Genomic DNA, 15,553 nt, shown 5'->3' with positions numbered 1-15,553 from the left:
TTTTTACTATATATTAACGACAACCTCACCCTTCTCATTAATAACACTTTGTTCATTATCACGAGTTTCGACCAAAGAAAAACCATTATAAAATGGTTCTATTGCAAGATACCTTTCGGTATAAAGTTGATTTCCATTTTTATCAATGTGAAACCATCCATTTTCATCTTTGGCTGTTGCAAATGACTTATGATATACCCCTAGATTTAAAAATAACTTTCCATTTAAATCTTCTCCAGATTTATTTATATGCTTACATAAACCGTTTTGAAGCTTCACAACTGCAAAACCATCCTTAAAATCACCTGAGTACCTGTATCTATCCGAATACAATGTTTTACCATCTGTATCAATATGAAAGTATTGTTTATCTGAACTTCGGACAGTACAAACATTCTCTTGAAAATTACCTACCCAAGCATATTTTTCACGGTAGCACCTGTTCCCTTTGACATCAATATGAAACCAGAACTCATCAAGAATAACCGCTGCCTTAGAGAAGTAATATCCAAACACTCTATCATATCTATCTTCATAAAGTGGGTTGCCATTAATGTCAATATGATACCATCCTGTTTCATCACATACAGGAGCTAATCCGTCTGAATGAAACTTCAAGACTTCTTTAAAGGTCTTATTAAAAATTTTTTGACTATTGTATTTAAAGAATGTAGAGCATTCTGAAACTTCTATATCTTTCCAATTCATTTTTCTGCTATAATTAAGGATTGAAGGTCATTTACTTTCTTATTCTCTATGTATTTAAACCCTGTTGATTTTATGAGATTTTTGTATTCAGATAAGCTTCTTTCAAAACCTCCTGTTAAAGCATGCATATTTAAAGATAGAATTGCTGCCCCATCATCAATTTTATCTGTTAAGTTCTCTACTAAATATAAAACCCCACCTTTGGGTAAAGATTCAAAAGCATTATTAAGAATTAATGTTGATTTATCATCACTCCAGTCATGCAAAACTCTACTCATTATAACCGCATCAGCAACTTTAGGAATGGATTGAAAGAAGTCTCCACCTATTACAGGAATATCTCCTTCATACAAATCAATCACTTCGGGCTTATCAAATAAATAGCTGTTAATTTGTGGATTATGGGCTTTAATAGCATCAATCAATGCGCCCAAACCTCCACCTACATCTATTATAGATTGGTGTTTTGAAAAGTCATGAACTTGATAGATATTCTCATAATCATCACGAGCATATTCATACATTGCCCTATGGTAACTCAATAACTTTTCCTTGTCATTTGATATATAATCGAAAAATGGCTTTCCAAATAAATGATTAAAAGCCTGTTTGCCTGATTTTAACGTATAATCTAAATTTTGCCATGCTGTTAAATGCTCTGCACCCCAATTTAAACATGCATATTTTAAAGAGTACGGATGAGATTCTGTTAAGAGTTCTCCTTTGATTGTCAACTTTAGCGTCTCACCATCTGCATGAATTAGCTTTTGCTGTTTAAGTACTGAAACTAATTCTTTTAAAACTTCTAAATCAAATCCTTCATTATCAGCAAGGGAATTAATTGACATAGAAGTATTCTGAATACAATCAAAAATATTCTGTTTACATGCAGCATAAACAGCTAAGTAATCCCAGTATTGAGTAAATAATCCTTTTAGCTCATTTCTATGCTCAATCATTTTCCTAATTTTTGTTTTAAAGTCGTGATAACATCTTTACTTATACCACTATGAGATAGATACTCCTCTATTCCTCCGACACCCATAATATAATCATAGAAAATCCTGAATTTGTACTCATCCGTATCCTGTTCGCTTTGTAAATAATCAACCAATAATTCCTCATAACCAGAACCTACTAACATTCCAATTAAAATGGTAATCAATCCGGTTCTGTCTTTTCCTGCAACGCAATGGATTGCAACCGGATATTCAGATACAGAAATGGTTTCAAGAACAGCTCTGATTTGATACTGACAACACTTAATAAAAAAGTAATATGCTTTTTCAGCATTTGAAAAATTTGAGTAGATGGTTTTTGTCTCTTCTACAAACCATTCCGGTTGATTCCATGGGTCAAGAGGAAAATTAATGCAATAAAACTCATGCGAAAATGATTCTGAATATGAATCTGCATTTACTTCCCTTTCCGCTCTTAAATCAATAACGGTTTTGATTTTATTACTCCTTATAACACCTAAAGCTGAACTGACATCCTGATATTTAGTTAATGATGATGTCCTAAATATCATTTTGGGTTTTATAGTTGATACGTATTTTGAAGCATCCCTAAAATTGGGAATTATAGGTTGTTCTATATAAGTACTTGGGCTATTTACACTGTCTAAAGCGGCTTTCTCATTATACATGATTGACATAAAGGCTTTTGCTTGTAATTAGTAATCAAATCTTTATAAACTTCATTATTCAACACCTCTGTAAATGTTATATTTTGGTAGTTTCCAAAGTTACCTAACGAGTCTCTTTCTTTGTCTGGAGCACAACATGGAGATATTTTTCCTGTTGCAGAAACCCATAACTCCTTACCTAAAAATGGACAGTTATAACTATCAGGAATTATGAAAGTTTCCTTTTCATTTAAATAGTCAATTTGTTCCAGTAAAATCTTTTCACCGCTTGGTTTCCTAAAAGCTTCAACTGCATCATTAGCCTTGTCAACTATTGAGTTCCATTCTGCGATTGATTCCTGATTCTTTTTAAAGGAAAGGTCTCTAATTTCAGCAAAATGCATCCATAAATGATGTCCCTTTATCCGGTCAACTCCCATGCTTGCCCCAAACTTTATTATTTCAGGTAGTTGATGCATATTATTTTGCATGAAAGTCAATTGCAAAGTTACTGTGCTATAAAAACCTGATTTCTTATGGTGTAAGTTCCTATATTCGATAAAGGTTTTTAGATTCGATACATGCTCTTCAAATGAAAGCCCATGCATGATACTTTCGGCTATATCTTTCGTAACTCCATTTAGAGATATTTTTGTGTCACTAGTTACCGGAATAATCAATTTAGCCCATTCCTTAACTTCTCTTTTGGGAAAAGTACCATTTGTCGTGAGGTTTATTTTAATATCATATTTCCTAGCGAGTTGAAAGAACTTATCAATATCTTTATATAATAGAGGCTCACCCATTGTCGAAGGAATAATCTCTTTAACCCCAAGTTCATTCGCTTCTTTAAATATTTTATCTATCCAAGTAGAAGGCATCCTTCTGGCTTTAACACCAGTAGAAACAAACAATTCATTTTTGAAATTGCTATATCTACTGTGTTCCTCACACATTATACATTTAAGATTACAATCTTCCGGATTTGTGTCCAATGTTAATCTATACAGTTTTTGCATTCTTTGATTCTAGTAAATAATTGTACTTTCGATATAACTCTTGGCAATGCTCAATAATATTCGGTATCTCACCACTCCCTGAATACAAATACCCTTTTCTTCCTAGCGAATTCATTTTTTCTGCATGACTGACAGCAAATTGAAGTTTTTCTCTTAAAGAATCGAGATTCCGATGTTGAAAGAGTAAACCGTTTACATTGTTCTGCACATATTCTTTCATACCCCCAAAATCAGCTGTAATTACAGGTATGTGACATGATTGCGCCTCATGTATGACCAATGGTGAATTTTCGCCCCATATTGATGGCACTACAATTGCGTGAACCTTACTGAATACATCCTTTGCTAAATTATGGTTGATATATTCACCACAGAACTCAACCGGATTTGAGCATTCCGAAGAAAGCTTTTTTAAAGCCTTTGTGCTTTGACCTAGTTCTCTGCCAAATATCTTAAGCTTAGCTTTTCCCTCTATTCCTTTAAATGCTTCAATTAATAAATTCACCCCTTTGGCAGCTATATGAGTTCCAATATAACCAAATGTAAAAGTATCAGAATCGGAATGTATTTCAGGCTTAAGGTAATGAGTAGGAAAACCATAATCGAGATAGAAAATTTTTTCTTTAGGCACATCAAAGTCATCAATAAAACGATTCATGAGGTATTTAGAAGGAGCATGAAAACAATCAACTTTGTCAATAACCTCCTTCGTAATTCTCATCCTTTGATTCACCCATTCTGCCCAATGCTTACTATCCTTTTGGGAATCTATACCGGATTGATACATTCTGTAGCAAGACTCAGCACACTTAGAATCCTCTTGCCGGTCACATAGCTTATATAAATTTTCACCATCAAAATTCCTTTGCAAAAATTGTCCTCTTGGACACATTAGCCAAAAATCATGAAGGGTGAACAAAATAGGAATGTTCTGTTTATTCAATTCATCAACTATTCCGGTTGACAAGTGGTTTAAATGACCGATATGAGCTACGTCCGGTTTTATATCTTCAATAAGCTCTGCTAACCTTTTATTGATTGCTGCATGATTATACCCATCTTTCCCTCTAGCCATATTGACAAAAACAAAATCAGCACCATCTCCTGACTCTCTTCTAAAGTTAAAGTCAGGTATGTACTCATTTTCCTCTCTGGTGAAAACGGTAATCTTATATGTCTTCTTTAGTTCATCTACTATGGATTGACTATATACCTCTGAGCCCGCATTGTAATAAGGTGGATATCCGTGAATTATTTTTAATATGTGCATTGAATAAAATATATAAAAAGAACACAAAGAAACTAAAGAAGTAAGTATAGAATTACTTAAACTTTAGTTTCTTTGAAAATATTTCAGAATATTATACTAATAGATTAGATATTGTTTTTCTATCAGTCATCCTTTTCTAATCTATCTTGCCAATCAGTAGGTCTTTCTTCTTCACCTCTTGATTGCCAATACGCGTCATTTTCCGGATCTAATTGTCTTGAATAATTATCAAGCTCTTCTTTTGAGTAATCATTATCGTTATTTAAACTCATACCTATTTATTTTTTTTGATTAGGATTTAATTGCTTACCTCGATTTCCTTGATTTTTTGCGTGTGTTTTGTTTTGTCCAGAAGTACCTTTGTTAGAATTCTTCATATCGGCATTATGACTGCCCGATTTAACATTTTTCATATTGATTGATTTTTAAAAGTATATCAATCAACAATTTTTCAATACCCGTGCCAATATTTTTAGAATCTCATTACCTTATACATATAGTATATTTAATATATTTCTATATATTTATATGAGCATACTATATAATCATATAATCACATGAAGGAAGAAAATATTTTTATTACATGGCATTATACAACGCATGGAATCGCATACCTAAAACATATTCTTTCAGCTTTTTATAAATATGGAATTCATGATATTTATAACCAAAGTGGAATTTGTCAGGAAGAAATGAATCTCTTATTTAATGAAGATATAGACAATGGAGGCTTTGTTTTTGATAAAGTTTATTACTTAACAGCTCCGCAGGTTACCTTTGATAAATTATCCAGAAGAAGATTCGATTATATATCAAATATTCTTGAGGACGAATTCATTAAGAGTGACAAGAGCTTTAAAGTCTGGCAAAAACTCATCAATAAAAGACGTATTCTTAATCATACTTGGAAAATGAAAGAAGAAGATTCTTTTGTCAGAAATCATTATAAAGATGTTTATCGACATTGGAAAAAAACCTTATGGCGAGATATGCCTCATTACGATGTAGAAGATCAAATATGGTGGTTTGGCAATTATAGTAATGCAAAACAATTTTACCCTGCAGGTGAACGGTTCATAGCCGAAAGTTTTGGTATTAAAAACCTCAGGGATGCATCCAGTATTTCTAAAAAAATACAACCTTTCATTAGTAAAATTAAAGCTAAACATCCAAACGCTAATTTCATAATTAACTCCTCGCTTGGTAGTAATGAGACTCAAGTGGTATGGCAGGTATTAAGTGAGACTGGGCATCTTCCTCAAAAAACCACACTCATACAAACATATGATAATAAGGAGGTTGCTAAAGGTCGCTTTAAGCCTTTAATAATAAAAAAGATACCCAATAAAATACTAACAGAAATAACAAAGCACTTCCCTTTATACGATACGAAAACCAAATCAGAAAACCGACAAGTTACTGAGCAAAAGATGGAATCTTACCTAAACTCAGGCTTTACAATTTTACTATTAGGAGAAAGAGGTGTTGGAAAAACTAGATTAGCTGAAAATAAAGAAGGAAAAGAAATCATACCATTTAATTGTGCATCTTTTACAAATAATCAAATTGCTGAATCCATTTTATTTGGACACAAAAAAGGCGCATTTACCGATGCAAAAGATGATCATATAGGAGCATTAAAACAAGCAGAAAATAACATTCTCTTTCTTGATGAAATTCATCACCTCGATAAACTAACGCAAGCTAAGTTAATGAGGGCACTTCAAACAGATGAGTATAACCAGTATAAAATAACTCCTCTCGGAGGCAAGGAAGAAACAATAAAGGAATTAACAATAATTTTAGCTTCAAATAACTCAATTAAAGAATTAAAACAAAAATTATTGCCAGACTTTTATGATAGAATTACCCAATTAGTTATTGAATTACCGCCTTTAAGAAACGCTAAGGAAGACATACCTGCTGAATTTGAAAAGATCTGGACTCAAATGAAATTTCAAGAACAATTTCCATTTGACAAATATATAAGTAAGGACAAAAACTTTCTTAACTGGATAAGAAGTCAAGAACTTTACGGCAACTATAGGGATTTACAGAAGATAGCCATATACTATAAGTCGTTTTTGTCTTTTAATAAAGAATTAAAGAATTTACTTAGTGAAAGAAATGCGTTTGATTTCGCAAGAAAAGAATTCGAAAGATATAGTTGGAATAATAATGACACCCAAGATGAATTTTCAAAAAGTAAAACTGCCGAAGAAATGATTGATGATTTTAAAAGTAGATTAGCAGAATGGGCAATTTCCAGTTTTGGTGGAGCACCTAAGGCTGCAACTCATTTTAATCAATTAGGTGGTAAAACAAGAAAAGAAACCTTATACAATTGGAGGCATACTGAAAATAAAAAACCACGTTAGTCATTTGAAAAATCCATTTTTAGGTTCGGTTCCTTTTTACTACTTTTGGAGAGAAATGAGTTCATTAAAACGCATTTAAAACGGGCATTTTTTACCCATTTTTGGTGGACTTACAGAGGACTTAAAAAATTGAATTCGTAAAACATTGAGAATAGGGCACTTAAAGCAATTTTTCAGTTCCCTCTCTCTCCGCTGAAAGCCCTGAGTTTATTAACTCAGGGCTTTTTTTGTGCCTACTAAGATTAGATTACGGGAGGATATTCCTACTCATCCAGTTTAAAATTTAGATTTTAGATTTCATATTACTATGAATAACTACTTTAGGTTTACCTTCGCCTCTAGCTTTTGTAATTTCTGATTTCCACGCAGCTCTTAATTCTTCTAAAATGGCCTTATGTTCTGCTTTTTTAACCAAGTTATGTACTTCATGCGGGTCTTCCGCTAAGTGATACAATTCCTCATAAACAGGAAGCTCGCCATTAATTGGGTTTTCTATATAATTTCGGTACACAGCAAACTGCTGCGGATGTACCTCGTAAAGCATAACTCTTTGAGAAATGCCATATTCTTTTGCCAAATTAACTTTTTCTGTAGCTGAAATATTATTGTTCTTATAGTACCTGATGTACTTCCATTCTTTCGTTTGTACCGCTTCGCACCTAGGATTACCAAAAGTGGTGGACCATAAGTTTTCCGTGTAGAGATAATCCCGAACTTTTGTTTTTCCATCCTTTATAAATGCAGAAATATCTTTTCCTTGAATAGCTTTAGGTATTTCTGCACCTGCTAATGAAAGCATAGTTGGGGCTATGTCTATGGTTTGTACCTGCGCATCACTTTTATACCCTTTTTTCATTTTAGGGTGGTACATAAACATGGGGACATGCGTACATTTTTCGTAACACAGAGACTTCCCTCCTAGTCCGTGTTCTCCCATAAACAGGCCATGATCTGAAGTGAAAATAATAATGGTATTTTTATCCAACTCTAACTCCTTCAGAGTTTCACGTAATTTCCCGACCATACGATCAACGCCAGTAATACACTGCATCTGAAGAATGTATCGTTCCTTCATATCTTCTGGTGTATCCACGTAGTTATAACCTGCCTGACGATCGTTGGCGTGATGAATATTGACTGGAAGTTTTGGATTTTTGATATCTCCTTTTGCAATATAGTTTGGAGGTAAAGGGATTTCTTTATCGCGATAAAGCGCGCGGTAAATTTCATCATCCGTTGCTCGCTGACGCATGGTTTGTGTGGTGGCCCCGTGCGGGATATTAAAATTCAGGCTGAGCATAAAAGGCTTATCCGATGGGCGTTCTTCCAAGAAGCTAATAGCTCCTTTTAATCTCCGTGCATTAGGATCGAGAAACTGATTTACGCCTTCTTCTAATACCTCTGCCTGAGTTTCTGCAATGGCATCTTTGTATATTTCTCGCCTTTCTTTTGGATAAAAATACACTCCTCCATGACTGGCAAACCAAAAATCAAAGCTATTTTCAATAATTCCACTTTCGTAACCCTCTTTACCTATGGGCGAATGGTTTTTTCCAATATATCCAGTATAATAACCAGCCTTTCGCATCAATACAGGGTACGATTCCTGCCATGCTTCTTCTGAAATAGCTGTTGACGAGTTAAAATTAACACTGTGTTTGCGTTCGTATTGCCCCAAGAATATAGATACTCTGCTTGGGGTACAAATGGCGCTACTAACATGAGCGTTGGTGAACAACACTCCTTCACCTGCCAACTTATCCAAATTGGGTGTTTGAATGATTTCATTTCCTGTACATCCCATCATCCCGTAGGATTGATCATCGGTTAAGATGAAGATGATGTTGGGACGTTCGTTCTTTTTAGCATAGCCGCTAATTGAAAGAAGTATAATGATTGAGAATAATAGTATTTGTTTCATTTGTTTTAATTTTACAGTTATACTGCTGAACACCGACCTGCCTGCAGCAGGCAGGGGCATCGAGATTCTGTGTTTTTTCTTATACCTTTATATTTTACTAACCTGTTAATCTCTTAAGCTCCAATTAGGCTTAATCGATTCGCCTGATATACACATAAAAAGCCGAGAATTCTTTATCGTCTTCATCAATAAAAGAAGCCTCTAGATGCTGCCTTCCCTCGCATAAATAAGCTTTAAAGCTCACATTATCCTTCGTCATATCCACCTTTTCTTCCATATGAATACCTTCAATATTAAGTATAGCTTTTTTAATTTCAACCTTTATTCCTGCAGGCCTAATATCCATCCAAGGTGTTCTAGTATTTAATTGAACAGTGGTGTCATCAAAACCTAAACCTGATTCTCGCGGCCATCTTCTTAGTTCAATTTCATATTCACCCTCTTGTTGAATGTCAATCATCCAATAACCTGTTCCCAACGCAGGTTTTTTTCCAAAGTACGGATCTCTGATATAAGTTTGGCTCCATGTTATTGGGGAGAAAGTATGCAAATCGTGCGCTGTTAAAACAGATTCTGTATGATCCGTCGCGCCAATCTTATAGGCCTCAAAACGACCAAATTCACGAGAAGTATAAGACCACCACTGCTCATAGGCAGAACGCATTTCTTTTACCTTTGCAGGATGCTTTTTGGCAATGTCATTCTTCTGTCCAGGATCTTTGCTTAAGTCGTATAACTTTTTCCCATTAATTAAACGCCAGTTGTCATCCATAACTGCACTTTGTCGCCATTTTTCAGGTTGTTGCAAGCGATTGTTATCAACCACACAATAGCGGTGAGGCCAATCTTTAACTTCTTGCCTTATAAGTGGTGTTAAATCACGTCCATCACGTCCTGTATTAGGATGGTTATTCATTCCGCACAAAGCAATTAAGGTTGGCAAAATATCAAAATTCATGGCTAACTGACTCACATCATGACCTCCTACGATATTGCCATCTTTCCAACGGATAAAGAAAGGGACACGATGTCCTCCTTCGTACGGCGAACCTTTATAACCATTCATACCCGCATTATAAACATATTTGCTTTTACCATCTTTAATTGTATGCCAGGCTGCGCCATTATCCGTGGTGAAAATTAGTATAGTATTATCTTTAATTCCAAGTTCTTCAAGTTTTTGCTCCAACTTGGCTATGTTATCATCAATATTGGTAATCATACCATAATAGGCTTTTTGCGTTTCATTCAGCAAAGGCTCATTTTTATAACGATTAAAATACGTTTCGGGAACATTATAAGGGCCATGAGGAGCATTTGGAGAAATGTACACAAAGAAAGGTTCGTCTTTCTTCGTTTCGATATAATCGATGGCTTCAGAGAAAAATACATCGGTACAATAACCTTTATATTTTTGAGGTGTTCCATTGTGCCAATAGGTATCATCAAAATAATCGTTATTCCAATAATCAGGAGTTTGCCCTACACCACCAGCACCGTGAACAACCGTTTCGTCAAAGCCACGATCTTCTGGACGATAAGGATATTCATCGCCTAAGTGCCACTTACCATACATAGCTGTGGAGTAACCGTTCTGTTTAAAAACCTGCGGCATAATGGTAAACTTCTCGCGCATCAGGCTGCATCCACCAATGGTATGCCATACACCTGCACGATTTCCCTCGGCTCCTGTCATTAAACCAGAACGACTAGGTGCGCAAGTAGTTCCTGCATGAAAGTTGGTTAAACGAACTCCTTCTTTATAAAGCTTATCCATTTGAGGCGTCTTTATTATCTTATTACCCAAAGCTGCCACATCACCATATCCTTGATCATCGGTAATAATTAAAATAACATTAGGCTTTTGTTTGTTGGAAGCTTGCGCATTGTTTGCGAACACTAAAAAAATTGCAACTACTATAGCTACAAAGTGCTTAATTTGTATCATCTTTTTATATTTATAATTAAATCATTCTCCTGTTTATAAAACACCTTCTATTTTGAAAGATCTTTAATTCTAATATCTCTAAACTCAACTCCTTGCCCTTCTGCCTGAAGCCCGATGTAACCTTCAGTAACTTCTTTATCCTCTATCCAAATTGTAGAATCACAATCCGTTAATATTTTGCCTCCTATCATTGGCTTTTGGTATTGCAAAACAGTATCACCATTTACAATATGAATCATACTGTTGTCTTTATTTACTATGAGCTCACCACTTACCCACTGATTCCATGGGTAGGTTTTAGCAGAGGATAGAATGACATGTTTTGTAATGAGTTTTCCGTCCATAAAAATATTTGTTCCTGGCGTACAAGCATTACCTGTTGATCTAGGTTCACCTTTGGTTTCCTCAGCCAAGAATTGAAACTCTAAAGCGATAGGCCAGCGTTGGTCTTTTAAAATGGAATGTGGACTTTGCGAATGAAACATGATACCACTATTCCTGAAGGCAAACACAGGTGCTTCATCCATCCATTGCTCTGTAAATCGATACTCAAATTTAAGATGATAAGTAGAAAAAGGCTGTCTATAATAAAGATGCCCAAAGCGTTCGCCAAACTCAGTGTACCCATCGTAGTTAACCTGAATAACACTATCCACCACCCTAAAGGTATTGGCGTAATTATCACCCATCTCGTGGTGATTGAGTTTTACCACCCATCCATCCAGATCTTTTCCATTAAAAAGTACCTGCCAATTTTCCTTATTTGTGTTTGGTTGTGTTGTATTCTGGCAATTACTGCATATCAGAACAATGCACAGAAGCAATAATATCTGTAGTTTTCTCATTTTATCTTATTCTATAGGTGCTATTTAATACTTATAAGATCCTTTTGTAATAGTTGCTTTGAGATACTGTTTAATGCATCAAAATCACCCTCAAAATGATACGTTTTGTGTATATGCTTTATATTCTCTCCAGGTTTTAATTCTTTAGCACTTGATGATGTTTCAAGTTCATAAAAACCTCCAAAGTGAGTACCTCCCTCCAATGGTCCATCATTATAAGAATTAACCACATCCCCTCCGTATGGATTGTCGGTTTTTCGCCAAACTGAATTTACATAATTAGTATCACCTGCAAAAGAGTAACTTACTATGGTAAGTATACTATTTTTGGCATCGTAACTTCCAATATAAGGCATAGCATTTTGCGGTGGTAATCCCATCTTAAACCTGCATTTACCATCACCTTTATACATTACATGCTTATCTGTTATAGTCAGTTTTTCTGGTGGAATAGTACCAAAATACGATGTATTTAAAGCCAAAGAATCTTTATATGGAAGAATAACAGTCGTATTCTCCGAAGGCATAAACATACCTAAAATCCAAATGGATAATAAGCCGTTTTCTTTCGTCCATTCCTGAGTTCCAGTATTCGTAATTTCATTATGGGATTGATAAGCAACAAAATCGACTTGGTCGGAGAGAATTACACCCAAGTCATTTTCAACCTGTTTTTTATTAAAGATAGATACGGTACGATTTACCTCAATATCAAATTCGAAATCCTGATAATTTACCAAATGCATTTTTTTATTAAAAGAGACTTCTTTTTCCGACTGATTGATAATATCAAAAGGTTCCGTATCTATAGCTTTGGGTGTATACCAATTCTCAAAAGTAAAGTCAGTTCCATTTTTAAAGAAGATTGAGTATTGTCCTCCTTCTGGACCTATCCAAAATCGGTCTTCTCCGCCAAAAGGATTATAGTGTTCTTCGAATTTACCAGAAGAAATCAGGTCGTAATGCATCCAGCCGTAGCTATTGCCTTGTAAACCTGCTGCAGTGCTAGTAATCACCCTTCCCTGCAATTCTGGCAAAACAATAATTTGACTCTTTTTATTGTTAGTAGAAAGAGTTATCACTTTTTGATGCCGTTCAAGAAAATTTAAATCATAGGCAAAGGTTCCTTTTGGTATTTCTTGTGAGCAAGATACCAGCACCACAATCATGAAAACTATTACAATACTTTTAACTAGGTTATGCATAACTACAGTTTTATTGTTTTACTTATTCCCATTCTAATTTATCGATACTAACTCCCATATCCGGGTATACCACACTTGAGATATACCATTGTCCATCTTCCCCTTGAAAAATCTCAGGTGCATGCGCATTTAATATGGTTATTTCTTTTTCGTCATCAATTCCAAAGTTAGTGATATCATTAGAAGCATAAACATGGGCATGATGTGTATAGGCGCCCATTAAACTCACACGATCCCACTGCCCTTTTTTCCATGAACACACAAAAAGATAAAAGGTGTTGTTATGAAGAATAATGGAAGGTGATTCTGGATCAAACTCGTTGGTGGTTAGAACCGTTTTGGCATCACTCCAATCAATCAGATCCTTCGAAGTTCGCATGCGTACGCATTTTTCAGAACAATACGTCATATAATAAGTACCATCGTAAAGAATTAAATTAGGGTCGCGCGCCCCCTGTTCTTCTTCGAATAAAGAACCTCGTGGAGTCCACTTATACAAATCAGGAGAAGTTGCCAAACGTATGGGGCTATGACCATAAACCATGTAATACAATCCTCCTTTTTTTACAATGTAAGGCGCATGATTTGCATTGATTTCACCTGGTCGTTCTTTGGGAGGAAGTATTTTGGGCTTATCAACATAGTGATCTACTTCAATTGATTTTTTAAAATCCGTAACCGTAGAAATTGCATGAAAGGAAGCATTTTCTCCTTGGTGAATATTGCCCAACTTAGGATCGGTATATGGATGAGTGATTCCAAAAATATGCCATAATCCATCGGTATGTTTCACAAAGCAATGGTCATTAGGAATCCATCTATCATACCATTCACCTTCTTTCAGCTCTTTTGTATCAGGACCAAAAAAATAATCTCCATCGGGATGATAAATTTTAACATAGTTGTTGGCCTGTTTGGGCACCAACACTTTATTTGTTTGGGCAAGGGCTAGTTGTGTACATAGTGCAAGCCCTATAGTAAACAATATTTTATATCGAACAGCTTTCATTTAGATTGATTTTAGATGCTATATATCAATGTTATTTTTTAGAGTGATCGAATTGATATCGGTACTGTGCTTTAATTTTGCCTTCAGAGGCAATGGGCCATTTGTCGGTTCTGAAACAAGCCACGGGTAAACTGTTTCGGTCGTACAAATTACAAACTGGCATATCAGACCAGGCATAACGAACCGCCACTGGATTTTTGATTTGAGTGGATGATATCTCTACCTGATTTTTGCTGATAATTTTAGCATCTGCCCAAACAAACTTCTGGTCGGAGCTGGCAATGGCAAATCCTTTGATGGTGTTGGAATTGAATGCATACAAGCCTTTATCCACATTTTTAAAGGTAATGACGATTTTGTTGCCTTTTATCTCCATGGATTGATAACGCGGACTTTTGCCAACAATATCATACCCATAGGTTTCATCCAAAGCCAATCGCGCTAAACGCTTACCTATTTCCTGTTTGTTTCGGTAGTGAATGTCGTTGCCTTCTCCCACATCCATTGAAATCACTTCTCCAGTTTTAGGTAATGAAAGGGTTTTAGACATGGCTTCACGTAATTCAGCCCACGAGCTAATCTTTGGCGCTACATCGGGTTCTTTCATGCTGGAAATTTGAACCCAGTAAAACGGGAAGTCGCCCTGTTGCCATCGCTCTCTCCAAGCGTTTATCATGATTGGAAATAAATCACTATACTGGTCACCACGCCCAAGGTTACTTTCGCCCTGACACCAAATGGAACCTCTAATTCCGTACCCTACTACAGGGTGAATTACTCCGTTGTAACCATTGGCTGGTCGGTTTTGTGCAATACGAATATCTCTGGGTGGACGCATTTTCTTACCTGGCTTCCCTGCTTCTTCCCACGCTTTGTATTCTTTGGTGTAATCAATAATCATTTGGTCTGAAAATTGAGAGATGCGCCAATCCCAATCCTCCAAAAACTCCTTATGCGCATAATTCTCTTCAATGGCATCACGCGGAATCCATGTTTCTAGGGAAGATGCTCCCCACGACGCATTTATCAAACCTACCGGAACACCCAATATTTTATGCAGTTGTTTACCAAAGAAATACCCTGCGGCTGAGAACTTAGGTAATGATTCAGATGTGCAAGCATACCATAAAGAATCTCTTATTTCTGATTGTGGCTCTGGGTTTCCAACCAAAGGAATGGTGAACAACCTGATTTCGGTATAGTCTGCTGCAAGCAACTCTAAGTCGGAATGATTCGAGTTTTCTACACTCCATTGCATGTTTGATTGCCCGGTGCAGATCCATACTTCGCCAACCAGAATATCTTCAAAAGTGATTTTGTTTTTTTTGCCTTCGACAGTCATGGTAAAAGGCCCCCCGGCTTTCATGGGATCGAGTTTAACTTTCCACTTTCCGTTTTTATCTGTTGTTGTAGTATGTACCTGCCCAGCAATCGAAACTTTTACAGTTTCTTTTTTATCGGCTGTACCCCAAACTGGGTTCGCTTGATTGCGCTGTAGTACCATTTTGCTACCAAAAACATTGGCCACTTTTACTTCTGCCTGTGCACTAAAACTAAGCAGTAAAATCAGTGCTATATGTAGAATCGAATTTTTCATTTTTAGGATTTTCTTCTTGATGTTCG

General features: G+C 35.7%; 14 protein-coding genes. 1 reads left to right on the top strand and 13 read right to left on the bottom strand.

The window, feature by feature from the left end; translation table 11 throughout:
* Positions 1–6: 6 nt before the first annotated feature.
* The 7 genes from A8L32_RS12835 to A8L32_RS23780 form a co-directional block, all read right to left on the bottom strand.
* The gene (locus tag A8L32_RS12835) at positions 7–708 is read right to left on the bottom strand and encodes a WG repeat-containing protein (RefSeq protein ID WP_066631091.1); all 702 of its coding nucleotides are present in this window, start codon (positions 706–708) and stop codon (positions 7–9) included.
* Complete coding sequence (locus tag A8L32_RS12830) at positions 705–1,667, bottom strand: methyltransferase (protein WP_066631089.1); 963 nt, start codon at positions 1,665–1,667, stop codon at positions 705–707. Before A8L32_RS12830 ends, A8L32_RS12835 begins: the two co-directional genes overlap by 4 nt.
* Positions 1,664–2,356, bottom strand: a complete 693-nt coding sequence (locus A8L32_RS12825) for a tyrosine-protein phosphatase (RefSeq protein ID WP_066631088.1) — start codon at positions 2,354–2,356, stop codon at positions 1,664–1,666. Before A8L32_RS12825 ends, A8L32_RS12830 begins: the two co-directional genes overlap by 4 nt.
* Entirely contained in the window at positions 2,332–3,354 is a 1,023-nt protein-coding gene (locus A8L32_RS12820; RefSeq protein ID WP_066631087.1) for a radical SAM protein, read from the bottom strand. Before A8L32_RS12820 ends, A8L32_RS12825 begins: the two co-directional genes overlap by 25 nt.
* The gene (locus tag A8L32_RS12815) at positions 3,338–4,624 is read right to left on the bottom strand and encodes a glycosyltransferase (protein WP_066631086.1); all 1,287 of its coding nucleotides are present in this window, start codon (positions 4,622–4,624) and stop codon (positions 3,338–3,340) included. Before A8L32_RS12815 ends, A8L32_RS12820 begins: the two co-directional genes overlap by 17 nt.
* Before the next feature lie 122 nt (positions 4,625–4,746).
* Entirely contained in the window at positions 4,747–4,896 is a 150-nt protein-coding gene (locus tag A8L32_RS23640; protein WP_198931777.1) for a hypothetical protein, read from the bottom strand.
* A 6-nt stretch (positions 4,897–4,902) separates the two neighbouring features.
* The gene (locus tag A8L32_RS23780) at positions 4,903–5,037 is read right to left on the bottom strand and encodes a hypothetical protein (protein ID WP_262495118.1); all 135 of its coding nucleotides are present in this window, start codon (positions 5,035–5,037) and stop codon (positions 4,903–4,905) included.
* Between the two features lie 144 nt (positions 5,038–5,181).
* Here A8L32_RS23780 and A8L32_RS12810 point away from each other — a divergent pair, with 144 nt between their 5' ends.
* Positions 5,182–7,002 carry a sigma 54-interacting transcriptional regulator gene (locus A8L32_RS12810; RefSeq protein WP_066631084.1) on the top strand — a complete coding sequence of 607 codons (1,821 nt, stop codon included), beginning with the start codon at positions 5,182–5,184 and terminating at the stop codon, positions 7,000–7,002.
* Positions 7,003–7,285: 283 nt separating this feature from the next.
* On the opposite strand, the gene A8L32_RS12805 is transcribed toward A8L32_RS12810, so the two are convergent.
* The 6 genes from A8L32_RS12805 to A8L32_RS12780 all read right to left on the bottom strand — a co-directional run bounded on the left by A8L32_RS12805 (position 7,286) and on the right by A8L32_RS12780 (position 15,527).
* Positions 7,286–8,923 carry a sulfatase-like hydrolase/transferase gene (locus A8L32_RS12805; RefSeq protein WP_066631083.1) on the bottom strand — a complete coding sequence of 546 codons (1,638 nt, stop codon included), beginning with the start codon at positions 8,921–8,923 and terminating at the stop codon, positions 7,286–7,288.
* A 130-nt stretch (positions 8,924–9,053) separates the two neighbouring features.
* Positions 9,054–10,871: an arylsulfatase gene (locus A8L32_RS12800; RefSeq protein ID WP_066631081.1), complete on the bottom strand. Its 1,818-nt coding sequence runs from the start codon at positions 10,869–10,871 to the stop codon at positions 9,054–9,056.
* 47 nt (positions 10,872–10,918) lie between these two features.
* Entirely contained in the window at positions 10,919–11,716 is a 798-nt protein-coding gene (locus tag A8L32_RS12795; protein ID WP_066631080.1) for a 3-keto-disaccharide hydrolase, read from the bottom strand.
* Between the two features lie 20 nt (positions 11,717–11,736).
* The gene (locus tag A8L32_RS12790; protein ID WP_071797469.1) at positions 11,737–12,921 is read right to left on the bottom strand and encodes a DUF6786 family protein; all 1,185 of its coding nucleotides are present in this window, start codon (positions 12,919–12,921) and stop codon (positions 11,737–11,739) included.
* Positions 12,922–12,943: 22 nt separating this feature from the next.
* Entirely contained in the window at positions 12,944–13,930 is a 987-nt protein-coding gene (locus A8L32_RS12785) for a family 43 glycosylhydrolase (protein WP_066631078.1), read from the bottom strand.
* A 31-nt stretch (positions 13,931–13,961) separates the two neighbouring features.
* Complete coding sequence (locus tag A8L32_RS12780) at positions 13,962–15,527, bottom strand: sialate O-acetylesterase (protein WP_066631222.1); 1,566 nt, start codon at positions 15,525–15,527, stop codon at positions 13,962–13,964.
* Positions 15,528–15,553: the final 26 nt, after the last annotated feature.

This window comes from Labilibacter marinus (genome assembly GCF_001659685.2).
In the GTDB taxonomy this organism is placed as follows: Bacteria; Bacteroidota; Bacteroidia; order Bacteroidales; family Marinilabiliaceae; genus Saccharicrinis; species Saccharicrinis marinus.
The sequence above is the reverse complement of the archived record's forward strand: the minus strand, read 5'-3'. Positions and strand labels throughout refer to the sequence as shown.